General features: G+C 53.2%; 17 protein-coding genes and 3 pseudogenes. 12 read left to right on the forward strand and 8 right to left on the reverse strand.

What is annotated here, in order from left to right; all coding sequences use genetic code 11:
* The first annotated feature begins 45 nt into the window (after nt 1–45).
* The gene (locus BCA33_RS12235; RefSeq protein ID WP_071266217.1) at nt 46–885 is read left to right on the forward strand and encodes a class I SAM-dependent methyltransferase; all 840 of its coding nucleotides are present in this window, start codon (nt 46–48) and stop codon (nt 883–885) included.
* Between the two features lie 37 nt (nt 886–922).
* On the opposite strand, the pseudogene plsB reads toward BCA33_RS12235, so the two are convergent.
* Nucleotides 923–3,390: pseudogene (plsB, locus tag BCA33_RS12240) on the reverse strand (glycerol-3-phosphate 1-O-acyltransferase PlsB).
* Between the two features lie 138 nt (nt 3,391–3,528).
* Between plsB and nudC the strand changes: the two are divergent.
* The gene (gene nudC / locus BCA33_RS12245) at nt 3,529–4,356 is read left to right on the forward strand and encodes an NAD(+) diphosphatase (RefSeq protein ID WP_071266219.1); all 828 of its coding nucleotides are present in this window, start codon (nt 3,529–3,531) and stop codon (nt 4,354–4,356) included.
* 148 nt (nt 4,357–4,504) lie between these two features.
* The gene (locus tag BCA33_RS12250) at nt 4,505–5,185 is read left to right on the forward strand and encodes an aspartate/glutamate racemase family protein (RefSeq protein WP_368087247.1); all 681 of its coding nucleotides are present in this window, start codon (nt 4,505–4,507) and stop codon (nt 5,183–5,185) included.
* Here BCA33_RS12250 and BCA33_RS12255 read toward each other — a convergent pair.
* The 4 genes and pseudogenes from BCA33_RS12255 to BCA33_RS12270 all read right to left on the reverse strand — a co-directional run bounded on the left by BCA33_RS12255 (nt 5,180) and on the right by BCA33_RS12270 (nt 11,310).
* Nucleotides 5,180–6,187 (reverse strand): DUF2156 domain-containing protein, encoded by a 1,008-nt coding sequence (locus BCA33_RS12255; protein WP_071266221.1) that lies wholly within the window; start codon nt 6,185–6,187, stop codon nt 5,180–5,182. The genes BCA33_RS12250 and BCA33_RS12255 overlap by 6 nt on opposite strands.
* A 39-nt stretch (nt 6,188–6,226) precedes the next feature.
* Nucleotides 6,227–6,880, reverse strand: a complete 654-nt coding sequence (locus BCA33_RS12260; protein WP_071266223.1) for a class I SAM-dependent methyltransferase — start codon at nt 6,878–6,880, stop codon at nt 6,227–6,229.
* 247 nt (nt 6,881–7,127) lie between these two features.
* Nucleotides 7,128–9,304 (reverse strand): annotated as a pseudogene (locus BCA33_RS12265) (EAL domain-containing protein).
* A 23-nt stretch (nt 9,305–9,327) separates the two neighbouring features.
* Nucleotides 9,328–11,310, reverse strand: a complete 1,983-nt coding sequence (locus BCA33_RS12270; protein WP_071266225.1) for an HDOD domain-containing protein — start codon at nt 11,308–11,310, stop codon at nt 9,328–9,330.
* Between the two features lie 337 nt (nt 11,311–11,647).
* Here BCA33_RS12270 and BCA33_RS12275 point away from each other — a divergent pair, with 337 nt between their 5' ends.
* From BCA33_RS12275 to BCA33_RS12290, 4 genes and pseudogenes are all read left to right on the forward strand, one after another.
* A complete protein-coding gene (locus BCA33_RS12275; RefSeq protein ID WP_254774361.1) occupies nt 11,648–12,826 on the forward strand; it encodes a cellulose synthase operon protein YhjQ/BcsQ in 1,179 nt (392 codons plus the stop codon).
* A gap of 191 nt (nt 12,827–13,017) precedes the next feature.
* Complete coding sequence (locus tag BCA33_RS12280) at nt 13,018–14,565, forward strand: fatty acyl-CoA reductase (RefSeq protein ID WP_071266227.1); 1,548 nt, start codon at nt 13,018–13,020, stop codon at nt 14,563–14,565.
* 279 nt (nt 14,566–14,844) lie between these two features.
* Nucleotides 14,845–16,793, forward strand: a pseudogene (gene acs, locus BCA33_RS12285) (acetate--CoA ligase).
* Nucleotides 16,794–16,833: 40 nt separating this feature from the next.
* On the forward strand, nt 16,834–17,499 hold the full coding sequence (locus BCA33_RS12290; protein ID WP_071266229.1) for a response regulator transcription factor: 666 nt from the start codon (nt 16,834–16,836) through the stop codon (nt 17,497–17,499).
* 59 nt (nt 17,500–17,558) lie between these two features.
* On the opposite strand, the gene BCA33_RS12295 is transcribed toward BCA33_RS12290, so the two are convergent.
* On the reverse strand, nt 17,559–18,542 hold the full coding sequence (locus BCA33_RS12295) for a D-2-hydroxyacid dehydrogenase (protein ID WP_071266231.1): 984 nt from the start codon (nt 18,540–18,542) through the stop codon (nt 17,559–17,561).
* Nucleotides 18,543–18,807: 265 nt separating this feature from the next.
* On the opposite strand from BCA33_RS12295, the gene BCA33_RS12300 reads away from it, so the two are divergent.
* The 3 genes from BCA33_RS12300 (at nt 18,808) to BCA33_RS12310 (ending at nt 20,898) form a co-directional block, all read left to right on the forward strand.
* A complete protein-coding gene (locus BCA33_RS12300; RefSeq protein WP_071266233.1) occupies nt 18,808–20,034 on the forward strand; it encodes a pyridoxal phosphate-dependent aminotransferase in 1,227 nt (408 codons plus the stop codon).
* Nucleotides 20,035–20,043: 9 nt separating this feature from the next.
* A complete protein-coding gene (locus tag BCA33_RS12305; protein WP_071266235.1) occupies nt 20,044–20,235 on the forward strand; it encodes a CPXCG motif-containing cysteine-rich protein in 192 nt (63 codons plus the stop codon).
* Nucleotides 20,236–20,328: 93 nt separating this feature from the next.
* Nucleotides 20,329–20,898 (forward strand): DUF1439 domain-containing protein, encoded by a 570-nt coding sequence (locus tag BCA33_RS12310; protein ID WP_071266237.1) that lies wholly within the window; start codon nt 20,329–20,331, stop codon nt 20,896–20,898.
* A gap of 59 nt (nt 20,899–20,957) precedes the next feature.
* On the opposite strand, the gene BCA33_RS12315 is transcribed toward BCA33_RS12310, so the two are convergent.
* A complete protein-coding gene (locus tag BCA33_RS12315; protein WP_071266239.1) occupies nt 20,958–22,124 on the reverse strand; it encodes an isocitrate/isopropylmalate dehydrogenase family protein in 1,167 nt (388 codons plus the stop codon).
* Nucleotides 22,125–22,318: 194 nt separating this feature from the next.
* Between BCA33_RS12315 and BCA33_RS12320 the strand changes: the two genes are divergently transcribed.
* Nucleotides 22,319–23,083, forward strand: a complete 765-nt coding sequence (locus BCA33_RS12320) for an EAL domain-containing protein (protein WP_175469773.1) — start codon at nt 22,319–22,321, stop codon at nt 23,081–23,083.
* A 30-nt stretch (nt 23,084–23,113) separates the two neighbouring features.
* A complete protein-coding gene (locus BCA33_RS12325; RefSeq protein ID WP_071266241.1) occupies nt 23,114–23,470 on the forward strand; it encodes a hypothetical protein in 357 nt (118 codons plus the stop codon).
* Here BCA33_RS12325 and BCA33_RS12330 read toward each other — a convergent pair.
* Nucleotides 23,464–24,357, reverse strand: coding sequence for a LysR family transcriptional regulator (locus tag BCA33_RS12330; protein ID WP_071266243.1), 894 nt, complete (start codon nt 24,355–24,357; stop codon nt 23,464–23,466). The genes BCA33_RS12325 and BCA33_RS12330 overlap by 7 nt on opposite strands.
* Nucleotides 24,358–24,424 lie beyond the last annotated feature (67 nt).

Consider the following 24,424-nt stretch of genomic DNA (forward strand, 5'->3'; position numbering starts at 1 on the left):
ACGCCGTTCCTTTCCTATAAGATCCGTGGTTGATAGTCTGATCTGATGTCGCGCTCCAAAGCTTCGAACACTCCCTCAGAAAATCACGTTTTTCCGCTGGCTGTTGCCAGAAGCCCTCTTGGTGATGAGCATCAGGCTCAGGCGCTCAGTTCAGAGCTTTCCTTGCCATATCTGGGCGTTGTGCAACCAAAAGATGTACGGCGCGCCAGTGTTTTTCTGTTTTTGGATGAAAATGGATTGGGTCTTCAGGTTGCCGGAAAGGGCGCTCCGGGCCCGGTAAGGGCCGAGTTTGTAACAGGGAAGATGGGATACCGTCGTGAGCATGGTGGAGGCTCAGGCCAGCTTGTGGCCCGCGCCGTGGGCTTACAGAAAACAAAGACTGGCTTGCACGTTGTGGACGCAACGGCGGGGCTAGGCCAAGACGCCTTCGTGCTTGCCAGCCTTGGTTGTGACGTAAGTTTGTTTGAGCGCAACCCTGTGATTCATGCCCTGTTGGCGGACGGGCTGGCTCGGGCAGCATTGAATGTGGATTGTGCGCCAGTGGTTGCACGCATGACGTTACACGCGGGTAGCAGTATTGACTGGCTGGCTAATGCAGCCGAGAGGGGCGAAGTCGCTGACGTGGTTTATCTTGACCCTATGTTTCCCCACAGCGACAAATCTGCGTTGGTAAAGAAAGAAATGCAGGTTTTTAGAACCATCGTGGGGGACGATGACGATTCAGAAGCGCTACTTAGGGCAGCGCTCGCTGCAGCTAAGTATCGGGTTTCCGTAAAGCGCCCCCGAAAAGCGCCGGCGATCAGCGGCCCGGAGCCAGGCACTCGCATAGAAGGCAAAAGCAGCCGCTACGATATCTATCCCATCCGCGCACTCCCCCCGCGCTAGGCTAGCTGTCGCCTCCGCGGGCTTTATTGTGCCCAGGTTAGATACCCAGCATCGTTACTTGCTGGATAGCTTGGCGTTTCTCCACGCTTAATACCAGCCGCGCATCGTCGGCCACCTCATCCAGCCCCTCGTCATAACAGAGCAGGTCGTTTTCATCGGTAGTAAGAACACCGTTTTTCTGCATGTTGGCGATGAAGTTTCGGAACAGTGTCTTATCAAAAAACTCGGGTGCATTCAGCCCGAACAATATAGACATGCGCTCCGCCAGTAGGGTGCTCTGTTCTTCAAGTTCTGCTGCGGTGATCTTGGCTGAGCCATACTTGCGCAGTATGCCCAGAGCAATGTGATAGCGCTCTACGGTTTGGATGATGAACCGGGACAGCACTCTCAGGCGCAGCATGGCATCGGTGCCGTCTTCAGGGCGGGCGATTCGCTCGTTATCCAAAGCAACCAGCAAGCCCTGATCTACCAGAACATCAATCCACTGGTTGATGACCGCCTCCACTTCGTCTGGTTGGTACTTCAGGAACAGTTCCGATTGAATGTAGGGGTACGCTACGCTGGCAAGATAAACAATTCTATCTCGGGCGAGAGAGCTTTTGTTCTCGAACAGGCTGGCCACAAGCGCGGGCAGTGCGAAAAGGTGCTGAATGTTATTCCGGTAGTAAGTCATCAGGGTGGCATTGCTGCCTTCCAGGCCGATGATATCCCCCAGTTTTTGGGGTTGGCGCGAAATCAGCCCATGGACTCGCAGTAGACCACCCAATCTTTGCCGTTGCCCTCCGGTAAGGTCACGGTATCGGCGTAAGGGAAAACTTTCAGAAGATCTGCATACTGATCCGCAAGGCGAATAAGCTGGCCCTCATCCATAGCCAGTCTTTCGGTGCCAAGCAATACCGTTGCGATCATGCCAATAGGGTTAACCGCTACAGCCGCATTGATGCTAGAGGCAACCTTCAGAGACAGTTTGGAAACCGCCTCGTTAAGCCAGGCGGGGCGATACTCCGAATCGTAAGCCTCATCGCGCCAAGTGTCTCGGACATCGTCCAGCACTTCAGACAGGTGTATGGCCTCGCCAAAATTAACTGAAACCTTGCCAAAGGAACTACTGAGTTTTCGGGCAGTTTTAGCAAGACCGAACACGCTTTCTTTCTGTTTTTTCTTGCCCCTGAGTTCCCCGAGGTAAGAACGCCCTTCCATGACCTTTTCGTACCCAATGTACACAGGAACAAAGACGATCGGCTTGCGATGATTACGCAAAAAACTGCGCACTGTCATGGCGAGCATGCCCGGGCGGGGCTGAAGCATTCGCCCGGTGCGGCTACGGCCACCTTCCACAAAGTATTCTACCGAGTAGCCGCGGGAAAACATGACATGCATGTATTCATTGAAAACCGTTGCATACAGCGGATTGTCTCGGAAGCTACGGCGCATGAAAAAAGCACCGCCCCGGCGCAGGATGGGCCCTACAACCGGCATGTTCAGGTTGATACCCGCTGCAATGTGCGGCGGCATAAGACCGTTTTTGTACAGTACGTAGGACAACAAAAGATAGTCTACATGGGAGCGGTGGCAGGGCACGTAGATTACTGCGTTGTTCTGTGCTGTTTCCTTGGCTACTTTAATGTTGTTAACGGCAATGCCTTTGTAGATGCGGTTCCAAAGCCAGGCGAGCAGCACCTCAAAAATACGGATGGTGACGATGGACATGCTGGCGGCAATTTCATCAGCGTATTTATAGGCTTGGGCCCGTACTTTCTCTGGCGCGAGGTCTTCTTTGGCTGCGGTTTCTCGAATGGCCTCTTTTACTGCCTGGGTTCGTAAGAGGCCCTCTACAAGCGTTCTTCTGTGTGACAGATCCGGGCCTAAAACGGCTTGCCGCACCTTGCGGAAGTGGGTGCGCAGAATACGGGCAAGTTTGCGATTGGCGCGCTCCTCACTATGACGATACTCGTCGACAACCTGCTTCAGGGAGAGCGGCTTGTTGAATTGCACATAGGTATTGCGACCGTGTACCAGAATAATCAGGAACTTCTGCAGCCGGCCTGCGACAGACCAGGTGTCTGACAGCAACAGCTTGACCAGCGACTTTTCTTTGTCGGGAGAGCGGCCCCAAAATAGAGACACTGGAACAATCTGGACATCTTGCTCAGGGTTTTCGAGGCCGTAACGCACTAATGCCTGAAACTCGGTGGTGGGAACGGGTGCCTGGCGTTTACGGAACGACCTGCCAATGCGACGGTACAGAAAAAAGAATGAGTGTGAAGGGCCGTTCTTAACGGGAAGCGATGTGGTTGCACCTGGCAATTGGGCCCGTATTACTTCCTGTTCAAGCACCAGACGACTGGACAGCGAACTGTACTGCAGCACGTAACACACAGGTTTTTCGGAGGACAACCCCAGTGCGTCAACGCTATTCCCGCTGACATCTGTCCGGATCCATAAAAACAAAATTTTCCGGAAAAAGGTCAGAATCAGGCTTCGAATACCCTGGTAAAGACGCATAAAGTGTCGCTCCGATGAAAACAGGCGCCAAGTTTACTTGGTTGAGTGAGAGCCGGAAAGCTGCTGCTGCATTCTTGATGCTCCCAGCTCTGTGATACATTCGGGTCTGGCCCGTTTATCACTCAGGTGCAATGGCACATGGCAACATCAACAATTCAGTGGAGTCCCGGCTGGACAACCAAGGCACCCGAACAAGGAGACCTTGTGCTGGCGCTGTCTGGTTCTGGTGTTTTCAAGCCCGATGATGGTTGGTTGCAGCCACTGGAAAGCATACCTGAAAATGCTAGAAATGCTGGCTTTGTATCCTTGGGAAGCGCCGGTGGCCGCCCGGTTTTCGTGACGGAGGTGCCGGAATCGTTGAGTGCCGGCCATAATGTTGTTCCGCTGCGGGACGCACTGATGACGATCAGTGATGTGCCAGCGGCCATGCTCAGCACCGGGTTTCAGGTGTGGCAGTGGTTTCGGGATCATCAATACTGCGGTCGCTGCGGTGGCAGCACGGGTTTTCATCGGCTAGAGCGGGCAAAGTGGTGCAGTCACTGCAACATTCCCTGGTATCCGCGTCTTGCCCCGTGCGTGATTGTGGTGATACGCAAACAGGATCGTTATCTTCTGGCAAAGTCGTCTCGCGTTAAACGCCAGTTTTACAGCCTGGTTGCGGGCTTTGTGGAGCCCGGAGAGAGTCTGGAAGCCGCAGTTGCCCGTGAGGTGAAAGAAGAGACCGGCCTGGATGTTACCAACATTCAATATCGGGCCTCAGAGCCTTGGCCGTTTCCGCACCAGTTGATGGCGGGTTTTTTCGCGGATTATGCCGGAGGCGAGCTGGTACTTCAGGAAGATGAATTGGCGGACGCTGGCTGGTTTTTACCCGGGAATAGGCCACCAGTGCCTCCTGACACCACCATTTCCGGGCGTCTGATTCGCGATATGGAAAAACTGATCGCCGGTGGAGTTATTGAACCTTGAGTGAGAGAAGATCTCCCCGGATTCTGATTTTTGACTCCGGCGTTGGTGGGCTTAGCATTGCGGCTTGTGTTCATAAAAAGCTACCGCAGCTTCGATTGTATATCTTGCCGATAACGCCGCCTTTCCCTACGGCGGCCAGCCCGAATCGGTGGTGGTTGAGCGCTGTTGTACGCTCATTGCAAAGGCGCTCGAACAATACCCTTGCGATGCTATTGTTGTTGCTTGCAACACCGCCAGCACGGTTGCCCTGCCGCACTTACGGGCAATAACAGGTGTGCCTGTGGTTGGGGTGGTGCCGGCGGTGAAACCGGCCGCAGCACAAACTCTTAATAAGCGCATAGGCCTTCTGGCGACGCCAGCAACGGTGCGCCGGCCTTACCTCGATGAACTAATCCGGGAGTTTGCACCCGGTTGCCAGGTTGAGCGAGTGGGCCACCCCGGGCTTGTTCAGTGGGCAGAGGATTTGGTTCGTGGAGTGGCCGTGCCTCAAGACGAGCTTGATAATGCAGTTGCGGGGTTGCGTGACGCCGGAGTTGATACCGTGGTTCTTGGGTGTACTCACTACCCGCTTTTACTGGATAGCCTCAGACAAAGCCTGCCGGAGGTAAAGTTCTGGGTGGATTCGGGGGACGCTATTGCCCGTCGTGTCGCGTGGCTTTTGGCGCAAGTTGATAGGCTTGACGACGCGCTTGAGTACAAAGGCCCCCCAAATGCGCCCGTGGTTGCCGCTCTTTTCTCAGGTGGTGTCCCCGGGGGTGTTGCTAGCTATATGGCGGGCTTGGGCCTGCAGCCAAAGACGGTTACTGGGAGCTGGCCCGTAAAATCATAGCACCTGGGTAAGTTTGAACATGGCAAGAAACTCCAAGGCCGGTATGCTCCGTTTATGGCAGCAGTAGGTTTTGAAGTTGTCACCCCGGAACCGTGATTTGGTAAACTCCAACCCCTTGAAGTTATAGATGAAACTCCCCCTGTTGTAGAGACCGTGCAAGATTCGCTTTAGAAGCCGACTTTCCTGATGTTCCGTGGTGGCATCAAGGGACAGCGGGATAAGCCCCAAATCCAGGTAAGGAACGCCCTCGGCTTTGAAAGCGTCCATCGCATGCGCCATCAGGGTATAAAAAATGCCCTGCTTGAAGTCTGCGTTTGCGCGGGAAATGTTAGGCACGTAGCTGATGATTTCATTGTTGCGATAAATCGGGTCGAAATAGATAAACCCAACAGCCTTACCATCCTGATAAGCGTAGAAATGGCGCTCGTTCTCCCGGTAATCCATCTCCATAGGACGAATCAGGAAGCGTATCTCATTGCTTTTGCATTTGCGGGTTCGAATCCAGGCTTCTGAAATTTCGCGGGTATGGTCGTCGCTGAAGCGTTCTTGCACGGTAATTCCGCTTTTTTCCGCCTGATTCAGTGCGGTGCGCAGAATCTGTTTTTTCTTGCCGCTGAGGGACCATTTGCCCAGGTCGATTCGTGATTCACTGCCAAACTGTGTTCCATACAGGCCGAAACGCAAGTGTAAAAAGTCGACAACAGGCTTGGAAACCTGAACGTAGGAGGCATTGGGAAAGCGTTTTTGGAAGCGTTCAAGAATCGCTCCGAAGTTTTCCGGTGCACACACCGGGTCGGAAAGAACAATGGTGGTGCCCCACTTTCGCATATAGGCCACATAACCCACACCCGGCATATCGAAATACTGCATGTCTGGCTGCAGGGTGGAGAAGGATTGGGAGTGGCCGCCAAACCTCTTCAGATAACCCACCCGCTCACTGAAGGTAAATGCAGCGCCTTCAAGTTCTGGGGCCTGGTCGAGTACAAGGATCTGATCTGACATTGTATGTTTCCCCGGTTATTTTATCTTGCAGGCGGTCGATTACGCTTGCTTGCGGCCGAGAATTGACCAATAGCAGTCCATGTTCATCAGCTTGAAGTGCTTTTTCTCTGTAACCTCAAGGCCCAGGCGCCGCATGTGCTCCGGGTAGTTGTAGATTTTGTGGAAGGCGTTGTTGGCAAATAGCCAGAAGGTGAAAACGGCCATATACCAGTACAACTTTTTGAACATGCGCGAGAACACATTGCCGGTTGGGTAGCAAAAATCACCCACTACAACGCGTGCGTCTGCTTTGCCCAGTTGGATCAGGTGTTCCAGAACCTTCACCATCATGGTTTCGTCAAATACATTGAGAAAAAAGTTGGCGACGACCATGTCGTATTGGCCGGCCTCATCCACTTTCATGATGTCGCTATGAATGCGGCGAATGGTCAGGTGGGGTGCTTCGCTTTCCTGAGCTTCGCCGAACTTTCGCAGCATGGTTTCTGACAGGTCAACAACGGTTACGTCTGCTCCCAGTTCCGCTGCGCGTATGGCGTCCCTGCCATGGCCAACACCGGCAAAGAGGATCCGGTCGCCGGGTTTTACTGTCTCCACATCCAGCATGGCGGTTTTACAGCGATGGATATTTTTGCCGCTGTAGAGGTTGCTGAGGAAATCGTATACCGGGCCTATGTAGCGGTACTTGTCGCGCATGATCACTGCTGCCTGTTCTTGTTAACTGGGATACTGGCACCGTTATTGTCATTTTTGCCCTAACGACATGTTCAGGCGTTTTGGTGGCCAATGTCTTGTGTATTTGAGCTTAGTGAACAGGGTAGGGAAATTATGTGCAGCAATGCGCATTTCGAGATACACAAGTTAACGCAAAATAATACTTTGCAAACAAGGTCAAGGTTTTGACTAGGAATGTCAGACAATAATAAGGTGTATGCAGTCAGAATTAGCCAGACACGACCATTTCGATCTTCGGCTGTGCCAGTAATTTACTGATTTCCGCAGCGGGCTGTGCCGCTCCGTAGTAAAAGCCCTGAACTTGATGGCAGCCAAGCGTACGTAAGTACTCAAGTTGTTTACTTGTTTCTACGCCTTCAGCAACAATATCCAGCTTCAGTCCGTGAGCCATGGCCACAATGGCGTTAACAATGCAGGCGTCGTCTAAGCCACTACGAATGGCGTTCACGAAGGATTGATCCACCTTCAACGTGTGGATGGGCAGCCTGTGCAAGTAGTTGAGGGATGAGTAGCCGGTACCAAAATCATCGATGGCGATACGCACATTCATGTCTGCCAGTTCGCGCAGCTTTTGGCTGATCTGTTCAAGATCGTTCATGATCACGTTTTCGGTAATCTCGATCTCCAGATTGCCGGGAGGGAACCTATTAGAGTTAACCCGCTCCATGAGGGTTTCCACAAAACGGGGGTGCTCTACCTCGATAGGCGAGAGGTTTACGGCCAAACGCAGGCTCTGGTGGCCAGAGCGAATCCAGTGGCCAACATCTCGGCAAGCCTTGTCCAGAACCTGTTCGCTAAGTTGGCCAATAAGTTTGGTTTCTTCCGCCAGGCCCAAAAAATCCCGGGGGTAGAGCAAGCCACGTTCAGGGTGCTGCCAGCGCACCAGAGCTTCGAGCCCCATAATTCGGTTCGTATGTACGCAAACCTGGGGTTGGTAGAATACCCGCAGTTCATCTCGCGCAAGCGCCAGGCGCAGATCCCGTTCGAGCTGCAGGCGATGTGTGCTGTCGATGCTCATGCTCTCTGAGAAAAAACGATAGCTGTCTTTCCCCCGGGCCTTAACGTGATACATGGCGATATCGGCATTTTGAATCAGCTGATCCATGCTGTTTCCAGCCTCTGGATAAATGGCAATGCCGATACTGACGCCCACGAACACTTCATGTTCACCAAGTTTGAAGGGTGCTTTGAGCGTATGGATGAGCTTTCTGGCGATCTGGCTGGCGTCTTCCTGGCCATGAATTGATGGCAGTAGCAGGGTGAATTCGTCACCACCGAAGCGTGACAAGGTGTCGCCCTTGCGCAGGCAACTCTCCAGGCGCTGGGTTACGGCTTGCAGTAGCCGGTCGCCCATGGCGTGGCCAAGGGTGTCGTTAATGATCTTGAAGCGGTCCAGATCAAGAAACATCACCGCAAGCTTCTGGTTTGAGCGGCGTGCATGGGTAATGGCCAGTTCCAGGCGGTCTTTGAACAGGCGCGGTTAGGCAGGCGTGTAAGCAGGTCGTGATAGGCCTGAAAGTTAATAAATGCTTCGGCCTCTTTGCGCTCGGTTACGTCTCGAGCAGTTCCGTAGTAGCTGGCATTCTGGCCGCTGCCTCCGCCCCGAGTGTAGCTGCTGTGTGTCCAGTTCTGGGGGTCAATGGGAAACGCAGTTATTTCAAAATGCCGCGTTGCCTGTCGGCTGCCGCGTGTTTTAAGGCGAATCTCTATGGTGCGGGGGTTGTCTGCGCTAACGTCGGGTGCATTGAGTGCGTAGATACCCTTGGTTACATCACGGTCGTCCAGAATATGCCGGAAGTGCCGTTCACAGAGTTCAGCTGGTTTGTAGCCCAGAAGGCTTTCTACTTTGCTGTTAATAAAGCAGAAGCGGCCATGTGCATCAAGCATGAAAACGATGTCAGGCGAGCTGTTTACAATATAACGATGTAGGGCTTCAGATTTTTCCAAGCGCCCCTGTATATCTTCATGGGCTTTGAGGAGCGATTGTTTGCCGACAACGTTTTTAACGGTTGCAACGAGTTCTTCCGGATCAAATGGTTTGCGGATGTAGTCCAGAGCGCCGCGCCGAAGAGCACGGCTGACCGATGTAAATGAACTTTCTCCGCTGATTACCACGGTGCCGCACTCAGGCTGCTGGTTCGCAAGATGAGCCATAACCGCAAAACCATCGACTTCTGGCATGCGCAAGTCAAGCAGGGCAAGGTCGAAGCGCAAGGTGTCGATCAAGTCACATGCGTGTTTTCCGCCGTGTGCCTCGGTGACATGGTAACCGTAGCTGAGCAGCAATGTGGCCAGTGCACTTACCAAGCGAGGCTCGTCATCCACGACCAGAATGCGTGGCGCCATCCCTTGCGATAGACGTCTGTTGCGCTCTTCAGTTGCCATCGGCCTGCACTCGTTCTTTTTCATCAGTCAGATTCGGAATTTTCACGGTTGGTCGCCGGCAGCAAGACCCGGAAGGTGGTGCCGTCCTGCCCTGTGCGGCAAGCGATGATGCCCTCCATGTCATCAACCAGCTGTTTCATAATGCTCAGACCCAAACCGCTGTGGCCTTCCCCCTTTGTGGTTTTCCCCGGCGTAAACAGGGCTTCCCGTACCGTATCGGGTATGCCTTCGCCAGTATCGGTTACTTCAACCTCTACCCAGTTGCGGCGGTCTTGCCACACTGGGGCTGAAGTCTTAATTATAACAGTGCCTCCGGTTTCAGGCAGGCTTTCAACAGCGTTTCTGATCAGGTTAATCAGAATCTGGCGGACAGCGGGTGCACCGGCAATAACAAACGTCGGATCAAAACACGTTAACACGTTTAAATGCAGGTTGTTGCCACTGAAAAGGCTGTCTTCAAGCATCCGGGCAAGGCTTTGTATTTCTGCGTTAAGGTCAGCCACTCCCTCGTCTGTATCGCCGGTTGTCTCGTGATTGATTTGCAGTAGCAGATTGCCTGCGCGATCCAGTTCTTCTCGCACAACATCCAGCTCCTCCTGAACGCCCGGGTCTTCTAGCCGATTTCTGAGCTGGTGGATGTATTGGCGGATGATTGTCAGCGGGTTACTGATTTCATGCACCTGCCTGCGTACCTGCTCCAGAACGACCTGATGCTCAAAGGCAGTCTCGCCTGTTACGCTCTCCAGGGATGTGCGCTTTTCTTGAAGAACACCTGAAAGTTGATGAGTAAAAAGGAGTACCAGATCTGTGGTTGCACCGGGCGTATTGCCATCGGTTCCTAGCACAAAAACACCGAGGACGCTGTCACCCGTTATCACCGGGATAGCGACCAACGACGGTGTTCTCAGTAGTGATAAAAGCTGGCGGTCGAGTATGTTTGGCGTGCGCCCGCTAAGACTGACAAGTGTTCGAGAGGCGAAAGCCTCCGTTAGCACACTGCCGCCGGGTTGTGCGCTTACCGTCAGGTTCGGGTGCTGCCCTGTGGTACCAGAAAGCAAAACAAGGCTGTCATCGTCGTACCCGAAACACAACGCAGGCAACCCGGTAATAAGGGTTAGGCTAATAACGGTTTCGGCAAGAATGGCGCCACTCTTACCGGCCAGATCAACAAAGCCGATGGCTTGCTGGGCGATGGCGTGACGTAAGGCGATCTGGCGGAGTTGTTGAGAGGCGGGCTCAGCGTTATAGCTGTTAATGAGCGGGATACCCAAAGACTCCGCCATTGTGGACACGTCCTGACTGATCCGCCGGTTGATCTCCCGGACCAGTTCTTCGCTGAGCCCGAACAAAGTGCCCGCAGCAGCAATGCCGGCGGCATCAGACAAGGCCAGGCGAGTGGCGAGACTGATGATCTTAACCAGGTGCCCGGCGTCCCGCAACTCTGAGGGTAATGCCAGCTGATAGCGCATGGCATCTGCAGCCAATGGCCCCATTCCCCAGGATGTAACGAGTTCGGCTGCGATGTCTGCCTGCCGATCCATATACTGTTGCCCGGTTTCGATATCTGGCATTTTAATGGCAATCAGCTCTCCGATGTTATGGAGCATGCCCAACATAAATGCTTCGTCAACTTCTGGGTAACGCGTAAGGGTAGCCAGAGCCCGTGCGGTCATAGCAGTCGTCAGGGCGTGTCGCCAAAAATCCCGTAACTGTTGCCAGGCACCGCCACTCAGCTCAAAAAGGATTTGTCGCAGTGCGGCGGTGAGTATCAGCGTTTTAAAACGCCGGGTTCCAAGGCGCATTAAGGCTTGATCGATTGACCGAATTCCGGGGGTAGGGCCATAAAGGGAAGAGTTCGCCAATGCCAGAATCCGAACCACGAGAGCCGTGTCTGACGCGACGATTTCACTGATTACGCGGTAGTGTTCATCTCTACGGCAGGCCTCAAGAGCGCGCAGGGTAACTTCCGGAAGACTCGGGAGCTGAAGATCCGGAACTGTATTCATAGGCTTGCCTGCCGCACTCTGAGATCGATTTGTGATTTTTTGTTCATTTATTGATTGTCAAAGATCGAGCTTAGACAATAAACCTCAGATATCAAAGCGTTTTGTTCTTTTTTTGATCAGCGTATTCACGGCAGGTTGATATGTGTACAATTTTTACATACCAGCATGCCGTTTGTTGTTGCCAGGATGTAGGGTCGGTTGTTATGAGTGCTCAGAAATCTCGTACGCACAAGGTGAACCCACCCAGAACCATCGCTGTAACTGGCGGCAAGGGCGGTGTTGGAAAAACATCTGTAGCCTTAACCTGGCACTCACGCTGGCCCGACAACAAAAGCGTGTGTTGCTGCTGGATGGCGATACAGATCTTGCTAACGTCAGCATCATGCTGGGCCTTTATCCTGAGCGAACACTAGCCAATGTAGTTGCTGCTGAATGCCGCCTTGAGGATATTCTTCTGGAAGTGGATTACGGCCTGCATATTTTGCCTGGTGCTTCTGGTGTCCAAGAGTGTATGAGCATGGAGCCTGAGGAGAGTTTTCGTATCCTGCGCGCTCTTTCAGCACTGGAAAGACGCTATGATTACGTTATAACGGATACCGCCGCGGGCCTTCAGCCTACAGGCTTACACATGATTGCAGCGGCGGAGCTGGCGTGTGTGGTTGTGACTCCGGATCCTGCCTCACTGACAGACGCTTTTTCCCTGATCAAGGTATTGAAGCGCCGTGGGTACCGGAGAACACCCAGTGTGCTGATCAACATGGCGCAAGGTGCCAGCCAGGCCCGCTCGGTATTTCAACGTCTTGATTCAGCTGCGCGGCGACATCTGCAGTGTTCTCTGCATTATATGGGGGGAATATGGCGTGATGAGACCCTGCGTCAGTCGGTATTAAACCAAAGGCCTGTTGCTCTCTTACCCGTGTCTGATCCGTCCTGCCGGCAGTTCACCACCCTGGCTGACATGCTTAATGTGCGCTTGGCGCAACTGCCTGTTCGCAAAGCTGGCATAGCCGCCTACTGGCACTCAGTTTCGAAGCGCCAGCCAGCCCGCGCGCAGAAAGCAGACGCCGCAGTAAGTCCTCGTGAGCGCTGTCTTCAGGCAGTTGGCGAACTGGAACTGGTGCTCGGGAGTTCAGATGAGAGCGCCATGCTGCGCTACGTTGCTTTTATGCGCCTGTTTGCGCTGTTGGGGCGCACGCTCGACAACGACACCGTAGAAATTATACAGACCGGGCTTAGCGCCATCGCTTGGGAAAACCTGAGCCAGGAACAGCGCAAGCACCTGGCAGCGCATCTCAGACATCTAGCTGGCGAAATCGCACCCACTGATCTATCTCCCGGTGATACCACTGAAGGTATGCAGAATTTGCCGCAGACTGTGCTCCCCGAGCCTTTTTATGACCGCATCAGTTTTGGTGATCAGGCAAGCCTGGTTCGAGTCTTGAAAGAACAGCCTTCTGATATTTCTCTGAGCCAGATACTCCGGGCGTTGGCGGATGAGAAAGATAACGACGCTTGAGCGCGTGTGTTGAGGGGGAGTACAAACATGCCGGTTAACCCGTCATTTTATCGGTGGTGTTTGTAGAGTAGCGTTTTGTGCTGACATTGTTGTGCGAGTTTTGGTGATAACCTTGCACTTTGTCACCGCCCTACCACAAAGATTGTGCAAGGATCGGTTACTGCTGGCATCCAAGAAAAGGAGTTTTCACCATGGCAAAGCAAACAGAGGGGGCTGGAGTGTCTTCATCAAAGGTACTTGAGCAGCTTCGAGGCAAGCACGTTCTGGTTACGGGCACCACGGGGTTTCTTGGAAAAGTTGTTCTGGAAAAACTGATTCGTGCAGTACCGGACATCGGCGGTATACACCTGCTAATACGGGGCAATAAACGACACTCAGATGCCCGTGGCCGCTTTCTCAATGAAATTGCCACCTCGTCAGTGTTTGATCGGTTGCGCCAAGAGAACGGCGAGGCGTTTGAGACTTTTCTGGAGGAGCGACTGCATTGTGTCACCGGAGAGGTAACACAACCTGATTTTGGCTTGCAGCCTGACGCATTTCGAAAACTTGCAGGCGACATCGACGCCGTTATTAATTCCGCCGCCAGCGTTAATTTTCGTGAAGAGCTTGATAAAGCCTTATCCATCAATACCCAGTGTCTGCAAAATATTGCCAGGCTTGCTCACCAAAACCCAACTCTCGTGGTTGTTCAGGTTTCAACCTGTTATGTAAACGGAATGAATTCTGGTCAGATTACAGAATCGGTAATCAAGCCTGCTGGTGAAGATATCCCCCGCAGCCCCTCCGGGTTTTACGAAATTGAAGAGCTGATTCGAGTGCTTAACGACATCATTGCAGATGTGCGCTCACGCTATTCCGGTAAAATATTGCAACGCAAGCTTGTGGATCTGGGTATCCGTGAGGCAAACCGTTACGGCTGGAGTGATACCTACACTTTTACTAAATGGCTGGGTGAGCAGTTGCTAATGAAGGCTCTGGAGGGGCGAGCGCTCACCATTTTGCGCCCGTCTATTATTGAAAGCGCTTTGGAAGAGCCCGCGCCTGGCTGGATTGAAGGCGTGAAAGTGGCGGATGCGATTATTCTTGCTTACGCGAGGGAAAAAGTAACCTTATTCCCCGGCAAGCGTTCCGGTATTATTGATGTCATTCCTGTCGACCTGGTTGCGAACTCCATTATTCTCGCGGCTGCTGAGGCACTGGGTGAACCCCCACGGCCTCGGATTTACCAGTGCTGCAGCGGCAGCTCGAATCCGGTGTCACTGGGTGATTTCATTGATCACCTGATGGCAGAGGCCAAAACCAATTATGCCGCCTACGAGAACCTGTTTTATCGCCGGCCAGTCAAACCCTTTATTGCAGTGAACCGCTCTTTGTTTGATGCCTTGGTGAGTGGTGCCCGCATTCCGCTCAGTCTGACTCGCAGCATGATGCGCCTGGTGGGTATGTTGGGGCAGGGTGGCGAGCTCAAGATATTGCAAAACCTTGATACCACGCGTTCACTCGCAACCGTTTTTGGCTTTTACACAGCACCGGATTACATTTTCCGCAATGACGACCTGCTGGCCCTGGCTTCGCGCATGGGAGAGGTCGACAAAGCTCTGTTTCCAGTGGACGCCCGCCAGATTGACTGGGCGGTGTATCTGCGCAAGATTCATCTTGCCGGCCTCAACCGCTACGCGCTCAAAGCAAGGAAAGCGCAGCGCCCTCGCACCTCTCGGATTCGCAAGCAAGCGGCGTGATCATACCGGGCCCCGTTTGTCGGGGCTGGTTTACCTCTCGCGCAGAGCGAACTATGCTTTTTGTTGAAGCCCAAGCTCCTGGCAAATTGCCGTTGATTTTTTGTAGGTTATTGACCTTCTTACGCTAAAAGTTCAGGCGCATTAGGACGTTAGTCTAATTCATTGTGTGGTGGCACACATGTTGAACTACAGCTATGTGCCTGCAGGGCCTGCATGCCCTATCGCTCTGAATTAGCAAAAACCGATAATGACAACAAACTCTGATCAAAGGGGAGCACTATGACTGATAAACACCTTTATCCGGTAAGCCCAGGCGTGGCCAAACGGGCCTTGCTGAACCGAGAACAGTATGACGAAATGTACCGTCGATCAGTCGAAGATCCAGGCGCCTTCTGGGGCGAGCATGGTAAGCGCCTTGAGTGGATTAAGCCTTACTCGAAGGTTAAAAATACCACGTTCGATTACAGTAATGTTTCCATTAAATGGTTTGAAGATGGGCAGCTAAATGCGTCTGCCAACTGCCTTGATCGTCACCTGGAAACTCGAGGCGACCAGGCGGCTATTATTTTTGAAGGCGATGACCCCTCTGATTCCCGTCATGTTTCCTATCGGGAACTGCATACGGAAACCAGTAAGTTTGCCAACGTTCTTAAAGGCTTAGGCGTTAAGAAAGGGGACGTTGTCACCATCTATATGCCAATGATCGTCGAAACCGCGGTGGCGATGTTGGCCTGTGCGCGTATTGGTGCGATCCACTCTGTTGTATTTGGCGGCTTCTCACCAGAAGCGCTGGGTGCTCGAGTTGCCAATGGCAAATCACGCTTCGTTATTACCTCTGATGAGGGCTTACGCGGTGGCCGTGCGGTTCCACTGAAAAAGAATGTGAATGCGGCGCTTAAGAACGAAAGCGGTACGAACGTCGAGAAAGTGATCGTTGTCAGCCGTACGGGGAATAAAGACGTGCCCTGGGTTGACGGGCGCGATGAGCGCTATGAAGACCTGATGGCAACGGCCTCTGCCGATTGCCCGCCAGAGCCAATGAATGCAGAAGATCCCTTGTTTATGCTTTATACCTCAGGCTCGACAGGAGCGCCTAAAGGGGTTCTGCACACAACCGGCGGGTACATGGTTTTCGCCTCCATGACTCACGAGTATGTGTTCGATTACCACGATGGCGACATTTATTGGTGTACGGCAGACTTCGGCTGGGTAACGGGTCACAGCTACATCTTATATGGCCCTTTGTGTAACGGGGCTACCTCTGTGTTGTTTGAAGGTGTGCCGAATTATCCCGACAGCTCCCGCATGGGCCAGATTGTCGACAAGCACCAGGTGAATATCCTTTACACGGCGCCTACCGCTATCCGGGCACTGATGGCCGAGGGCGAAGCTTGCATGCAAGGAACAACCCGTAAGAGCCTAAAACTGCTGGGCTCGGTGGGTGAGCCCATAAACCCGGAAGCCTGGGAGTGGTACTACCGTGTTGTTGGAAACAGTGAATGCCCGATTGTAGATACCTGGTGGCAGACAGAAACCGGTGGTATTTTGATTTCGCCACTACCCGGTGCGGTTGACCTGAAGCCGGGTTCTGCAACGGTGCCTTTCTTTGGTGTTAAGCCTGGGTTGGTAGATAGCGAAGGCAATCTGCAGGAAGGCAAAGCTGACGGAAACCTTGTTATTCTGGACAGCTGGCCTGGGCAGATGCGCACGATCTATGGCGATCACGAGCGCTTTATTCAGACCTATTTCAGCGCCTACAAGGGTATGTATTTTACTGGCGACGGTGCTCGCCGTGACGAAGACGGTGATTACTGGATTACAGGGCGGGTTGATGACGTGCTCAATATATCTGGGCACCGCCTGGGTACGGCTGAAGTTGAAAGCGCATTGGTGCTCATGACAAGGTGGCCGAAGCCGCCGTTGTTGGCTTCCCCCATGACATTAAAGGCCAGGGACTGTACGTCTATGTGACTTTGATGCAAGGCGAAGAGCCTTCTGATGAGCTAAAGAAAGAGCTGGTACAGTGGGTTCGTAAAGAAATCGGCCCAATTGCCTCTCCGGATGTTATCCAGTGGGCGCCTGGCCTGCCCAAGACACGATCAGGCAAGATTATGCGCCGGATTTTGCGTAAGATTGCTGCCAATGAGCACGACCAGTTGGGAGACACCTCTACGCTAGCAGATCCTAGTGTAGTAGATGAGCTCATTGACAGTCGTGAGTTTAAATAAGGCCTGGAAGCCGGCCGCAAACCTGTGAGGACTTGGCTTAATGACACAAACAATTATCGTCGCTGATGATCATCCGCTGTTTCGGGCCGCCCTGAAACAGGCGGTCAATCAAGCGGTACCTGATGCACAAACCGTAGAAGTTGATAGCATCAAGGCACTCCAAGCGTCGGTAGATTCGCACCCGGATGCAGATCTGGTTTTGCTCGATCTCAATATGCCGGGTGCCCACGGTTTCTCCGGGCTGGTTTTCATGCGTGGGCAGTACCCCGGGTTGCCAGTGGTGGTTGTGTCAGGCTCTGAAGAACTGCAGGTAATGCGGCGCTCGATTGATTATGGGGCGTCTGGCTTTATTCCAAAGTCGGCGCCACTGCCTACCATTACTGAAGCAATTTGCAGGATTCTTGAAGGCGATGTCTGGCTGCCTGAGGGTGTTGCAGACAAGCTTGAGCGAATGCATTCAGATACCACCGACTTCTCTGAGAAGTTGGCATCACTCACGCCACAGCAGTTCCGAGTGTTGGGTATGCTGGCAGAAGGGCTTCTTAACAAGCAGATTGCTTACGATCTGGATGTGTCCGAAGCCACCATCAAGGCACACATTACAGCGGTGTTTCGTAAGCTTGGCGTTCGTAACCGAACCCAAGCGGTCATTGCCATACAGCAGATGGAAATTGATCCTTCGAAGCAGTCCTTGTCTGGAAGTTGAAAATCAGATTTTCGGACGACAAAAACGGGAACCTGTGAGTTCCCGTTTTTGTTGGACTGTTAACTGCTTCCAGCGTACCCAAGCTCCTTGTTGACTGGGTTAAACAACTCTTCGCCGCTATGCCAGCGGTCAAAGTTTTCAAGAAACTGATCAGTGAGCGCGCGTTTCCATCCGATAAAATCGCCGGCCATGTGTGCGGTCATGATGACGTTTTCCATGTCCCAAAGCGGGTGGTCTTCCGGTAGCGGCTCTTCCTCAAACACATCTAGCCCAGCGCCAGCAATTTCGCCTGCCTTCAGGGCAGCAATCAGATCATTGGTTTTAACAACCGGGCCGCGACCAATATTGATCAGGCGGGCGGTGCTTTTCATGGCTTTGAATGCCTTCTCGTCAAACAACCCTTCGGTTTGTGGCGTCAATGGCGCGGCAATAACGACATAGTCGGCATGGCCCAGCTGGTCATACAGTTCGTTGTTCCCATGAACGGCGACAAAATCGGGGTCGTCGGTGCGAGCGGTTCTGGCGATGCCGTGGGGCTGCATGCCGGCCGCAGCTACCAACCGGCCAATCTGTCGACCAATGGACCCTGCGCCCACCACCAGAACCCGTTTGCCTTCGGCCCTTTCTGTATCCCGGTGTTTCCACTGGTGCTTCATTTGCAAGCGGATAGACCCCGGAAAATCCTTGGCAAACATCAAAATGGTGCACAGCACGTATTCAGCGATGGTTCGGTCGAATATCCCTCTGGCGTTGGTGACCACAACATCACCTTCTGTAAGAGCGGGGAACATGAGTGCGTCTACCCCCGCACTGGTGGCGTGTATCCATTTCAGCTTGTCCGCACAGCCCCAGGCCGCCTCAAGCGCCTCGGTACGAAAATCCGTCACCATCATCACATCCGTCCCCGGCAAAGTGCTGCGCAGGGTTGCCTCGTCACTGGCAAAGCGCACTTCGGCGCGCGCCCTTAGCGATTCCATCCCCGGTGGTTCCTGCTCTCCGGGTGCAGTGAGAACGGTTACAACAGGCTTGCTGTGCTGAGACATTGAACCTCCGCCTGATCAAATGGCTGGTTATGGTGAGTGGTTTTTGTGGGCCGTTCATGTCCGCTGAAAGACCCTGAGGAGAGTCTGGTAGGCAGATGCCATCCGGTCAACCCAGACTCGATTTTAGGGTTTTAATAGCTGTTTTTTTGGGTGGGTACTTGTACCTACCTTATGTTTGTTGGCTTTACCTTGTGTGCCTAGATTTTACTGGCTAACCTGCAATGGGGTTAGTTTTGCCCCACCGTTCCCGTTGCAGGAGATTGTTATGGCGAATGCTGCCAACAGAGACACCGGCCAGGATAAACCGCGGAAGGTGAAGTACCGGAAAACCAAGGCCAGTTGGAACCCAGCCATGCAGGCCGTTCCGGTGCCGGGTATTCGGCGTATGGTTAACATGGCAGCTACCATGAAGGATGTTATTCATCTTTCGATCGGCCAGCCGGATCTGCCAACACCCAAGCATATTATCGATGCTTATGTTGACGCTCTCCACGCAGGGCAGACTGGCTATACTATGGATGCCGGGCTTCCTGAGTTGCTGGTAGCGCTGCGGGATTACTACAGTAAGCGGTACAATCGCAAGCTCACCAGAGATAATATTCTGGTCACCAGCGGCGCGACAGAGGCCATGTACCTGGCCATCTCGGCTACAGCGGCGCCTGGCCGGCAGTTCATTGTAACGGATCCCTCTTTCCTGCTATATGCGCCGTTGATCCGCATGAACGGAGGTGAGGTTAAATTTGTGCCGACCCGGGCGGATAACGACCATCAGCTTGATCCTGATGAAGTCATCCGGGCTATGGGGTCGCGAACCTTTGCCTTGATACTTAATAATCCGAATAACCCGACCGGAGCGGTTTATCCTCGCAGCACTGTGGAAACCATTCTGGAAGAGTGTGCCTATCGAGGCATACAGGTGTATGCCGATGAGGTGTATGACCATTTGATTTTTGATGACGATGACTTCGCCAGTGTCCTGAACTGCTCCATGGATCTGGACAACATTATGTGCATCAGTAGCTTCTCGAAAACCTACAGTATGGCGGGGCTGCGTATAGGTTGGGTAATTGCCAGCCAGGCGGCCATCAAATCCCTTCGTCGCTACCACATGTTTACTACGTCAGTGGCTAATACGCCGTCTCAATTTGCGGGTGTCGCAGCGTTGACCGGGGACCAGCAGTGCGTAAAAGATATGCTGGGCATTTACAAGGAGCGCCGGGACAAAGTCGTGGAGCTGATTGATCAGACCCCATACATGACTGGGTATAAGCCGGGTGGTGCGTTCTTTGCATTCCCGGACCTGCCGCCCCATGTAGATGGGTCGGATTTGGCGCTTCGTATGCTCAAAGAGACCGGGGTATGCTTAGTGCCAGGCGACGCGTTCGGTGAACACTGCACCAACGCCGTTCGTATCAGCTTCTCGACCACCTGTGAGAACCTTGAAGCTGCGTTTGATCGCATCATCCCATGGATGGCGAAACAATCGTTCTGAGGAGGGGCTATGTCGGCTCTGGATTCTGTGCTTATCCAGTGCCCGTACTGCTGGGAGGCGCTGGATATCAGCGTCGACCCTTCGGTAGCGGAGCAGGAGTATGTTGAAGATTGCCAGGTATGCTGTCAGCCCATTCTATTGCGGGTTGTTTTCGATGATAATCTTACCCCTCACGTAGAGGCCCGGGCCGAAAACGAGTAAGCGGCCCGGATTCTCACCAATTATTAACCCGCCGGTCTTGTTCCGTCTGCTGTGCTGCCGCAGGATGGGTGCTTAATCCATGGAGAGTAAACGATGAATAAACTACACCTTGGTAGCCTTTGGGGCATGGTGTTATTGGCGCTTGCTTTGACCAGTGGTTGCGCCAGCTTTTCTCCTTATTCTATTTCTGAAGGGCAGCTGGAAAGCCACTTGCAGGATGCGGTTCGCGATTACGACCGCACACAGCTGAAGAGTGGGTCACCACTCAGCCTCCGTCTCGATGACGCAGATATTTCCCTTGGGCCGGACGGCCGTGATGTTGCAGTGATCGATCTGAAGGGCCAGGTGGCACTTAACGTACTGATGGCAAAACTGCCGGTTGATATTGCGTTAAAAGTTGAAGGGGCTCCGGTTTACGACAGCAAGGAAAAAGCTATCTTTATTCGCCGGGTAAAGTTGTTGGAAAGTAGCGTCGATTCCAGCTTCTTTAAGGGCGATCTTGGGCCGATTACGAACCAGGTGATGGGGGTTGTGGCCCAGATGCTGGAAACCATACCCGTTTATCGCCTGGATGAAGCAGATCCGGCCCAGCGCTTGTTTGGCATAATACCGGCCGATATTCGGGTGGCCCCTGGCCGCATTGAATTTGTAATGGCTGATTGATAAGCCCGTGTGAACAAGGCAGAGCCGGAAAGGCTTTCTGGCTCTGCTGCTCCTGCTTCTTAGGCTAACAGGCGTTGGCAGATAGTTTTGCCAATCTCTTGTGTTCCTCGCCGCGCGCCGGCATTTTCTGCCAGATCTGCAGCCACCGCATCAAACAATTCCTTGCCTGCTGCTGCCATCACCGGGTCTTTTCTGCCTAGCCACTCCAACATGCGAGCTGCAGTAAACAGCATGGCTGTTGGATCAGCCAGGCCCTTGCCGGCGATGTCCGGAGCACTGCCATGGGTTGGCTCGAACATGGAGGGCATGTTGGGATCTGTCGGGTTCAGGTTGCAGGAAGGGGCAACACCCATTCCGCCAGACAGTACCGCAGCCAGATCCGTAAGAATATCCCCTTGCAGGTTACTGGCAACCACCACATCGAATGCCCAGGGGCTTTGTACAAACTTCATGCATGCTGCATCCACCAGCTCGTGGTGGGTGGCCACATCCGGAAACTCTTTGCTGATTTCCTCGAACGCCTCGGTGTACATATCACCCCAGTAACGCAGGGCGTTGCGCTTGGTGATCAGGCATACCTGGCTTTCACAGGTGCGGCCATCCCGGCTGCCATCAAGGGTACGGAACTGGCGGGTACGGCCTTCGTTCGCGCGCTCCACCGCCCGGGTTCGGGCCTGCTCAAAGCCGTAGCGAATAATGCGATTGGTCGCCTTGCGGGTAAACACCTCCATCTGAGTCGCAACTTCATCCTCGGTTCCTTTGCGCAGACGACCCCCTTGGCTCACATATTCACCTTCGGAGTTTTCCCGGATTACCAGCATGTCTATATCTTTTGCACGTTCATCGGCGAGATACTGACGGGCACCGGGTAACAGGCGGGCAGGGCGCTCGCACACCCACTGATCGAAGCCTTTACGCATATCCAGCAACGGCGCCAGTGAGACACTGTCGGTTAAAAGATAACGGTTGGGGTCGTCCAAAGGGCCTGGGTCGCCGAGGGCGCCTAGCAGAATTGCATCATAAGCTTTGAGCTGCTCCAGGGCATCACTGGGCATGGATTCACCATGCTCCTGGTGCCATGCGTGTGACGGCCATGGGAAGTGGCTCCATTCAAGGCTCAGGCTGTGTTTGGTGCGTAGGGTTTCCAGGCAGCGTATGGCTTCCCCCACGACTTCTGGGCCAATGCCGTCGCCCGGGGTCACTGCAATGCGGGTAGTTTGGTCCATTCTGGAGACTCCTTTAGTTGAAAGGCTGTTACGAGTGATAAAGCCCAGTGTAGTTGCGTGACTAGCGGATGCCAGCGTTTGACAGACTTTTACAGCAAGTCGTTTTACCACCAGGCTGTTCGCGACTATAGTGGCGCGGAAATAAGCTTTTACATACCTTGCCACTATGTCCGGTTTAAAGCAGAGGAGGTAACGTGATCGATCCAAAAATCCTGTTTGATGAGTCTCATTGCGAGCAGTGCGCCTGTGGGGAAGGCTTGGACTTTTCTTTTACGTTTGCGTTTCAGCCTATCGTCGACGTTATCAATAAAACCGTATATGCCTACGAAGCTTTGGTAAGGGGGCCTGAGGGTGAGGGTGCCCCGAGCATTCTCGGTAAGGTAACTGAGCAGAATCGCTATGCTTTTGACCAGATTTGCCGGGTGAAGGCAGTCAAGCTGGCGTCTCGACTTGGTATGAGTACGCGGCTGAGCATTAATTTCATGCCCAACGCTGTGTACAAGGCAGAATACTGCATTCGCACTACGCTGGCGGCAGCTAAAACTTACAATTTCGATACCAGCAAGATTATATTCGAACTGACGGAAGGAGAAGACCTGACATCGGTTGAACATCTTGTTGCCATTATCGATGCCTACCAGGAAATGGGGTTCAGTACTGCGATCGATGATTTTGGCGCGGGTTACTCCCGTTACAACATTATGATGGCCAGCCCTCCCGATTTGCTTAAACTGGATATGACGCTCGTGCGTAACATTCATCAGGAACCGAACAAGCAGGCTGTGGTAGCAGGCATTATCACCATGATGAAACAATTGGGCGGTGCGATTGTGGCCGAGGGTGTGGAAACCGAGGAAGAATATTACTGGTTGCGCTCCCAGGGTATCACTCTGTACCAAGGCTATCTGTTTGCCAGACCAGGGTTCGAGTGTTTGCCAGAGCCGTATTATCCTGCCTGACGTGATCTCTAACTTACAGGAAATCTGATTGTGCTTTACCGTCTTCTTACTGTTATCGGTGGTCTTGTATTCGTTGCAGCGCTCTTCGCGCTGGTATGGTTTTTTTGCAAGAAATTCCTGGAACACCACGGTGTTACTGACAGTGTCTCAGACCGCACCACCGAACTTGCCACTTGGACATTTGCGGGCATCAGTGTTGGGCTGGTGTTTGCGGTGGTCGGTGCGTTTATACTTGGCCCTTGGGCGTTTTACCGCACCCTGCGCAGCCACGACGTTGCTATTTCCGACGGTGCGGCCATCTGGTGGGGGTTCGGTATAGTGGTCGCTTCGCTTGGCATTACGGCCGTCTGCTTTTTCGGTTTTCTCATGGCCGTGGGGGCTTACTGAATAGCATTGAGCTGTTCTCGAAACCATATCAGCGCCGGCTCCTGACCGTAAGCTTTGTGCCAGTATAGATGCACGTCGAGTGAGGGCAGATCCACAGGTGGGTTCATTATGGTAATGCTGGCCCGCTCCGAAATGATTCTGGCGTAGGTTTCCGGCATGGTCAGCAAAAGGTCGGTCGCTTCCACGACTCGGCAGGCCGCGTAGTAATGCTGACAACGCAGGCGAATGCTGCGTTGAACCCCGAGCCTCGACAGCTCAAAATCTTCAATCCCCGGGCCCTCTGTGCGTGAGGAAACCAGCACGTGACGGGCTGAAAGATAACGCTCCATATCCAATGTCTGTGCTGTCAACGGATGACCTTCCCGCGCCAGAACCACAAGTCTGTCCTGCCTTAAAAGCTCATGAGACGTTTGGCTGCTGACCGGCAGCAGAACATCAACAGCGAAGTCCAACTTGCCAGCTGCCAGCTGTGTTTCCATGTCACGTCGGGGAATGCGTTTGCTGACGATCTCCAGCTCCGGGTAGGGATCCAGCCGTTGCATAAGCTGCGGTAGGAAGGTGGACTCCAGAACATCTCGCAGGCCTAGTGAATAGGTTTTACGCTGGTTCGCTGGATCAAAAGCATGAAATTGATTGACTGCACCCTGGATTTGGGTGAGCCCGGGTTTCATGGATTCAAGGAAGCGGCGGGCCAGAGGGGTCGGCACCATTTGGTTACCCTGGCGGGTGAACAACGGATCGTCAAAATGATCCCGCAAGCGTGACAGGGAATGGCTGACCGCGGGTTGGGTCAGGTGCAATGCTTTTGCTGCGCGGGTAAGGCTGCCTTCCCGGAATATGGTGTCAAACACATGTAGGAGGTTGAGATCCAGGCGAGTCCCGGCCATAGTCAGTAAGCTCTCGTTGAATAAGTAATGTTAATAGTAAACGATAAGAATAATTCAGTCGCGTAAT

It is taken from the genome of Marinobacter sp. AC-23 (genome assembly GCF_001858325.1).
Taxonomy (GTDB): domain Bacteria; phylum Pseudomonadota; class Gammaproteobacteria; order Pseudomonadales; family Oleiphilaceae; genus Marinobacter.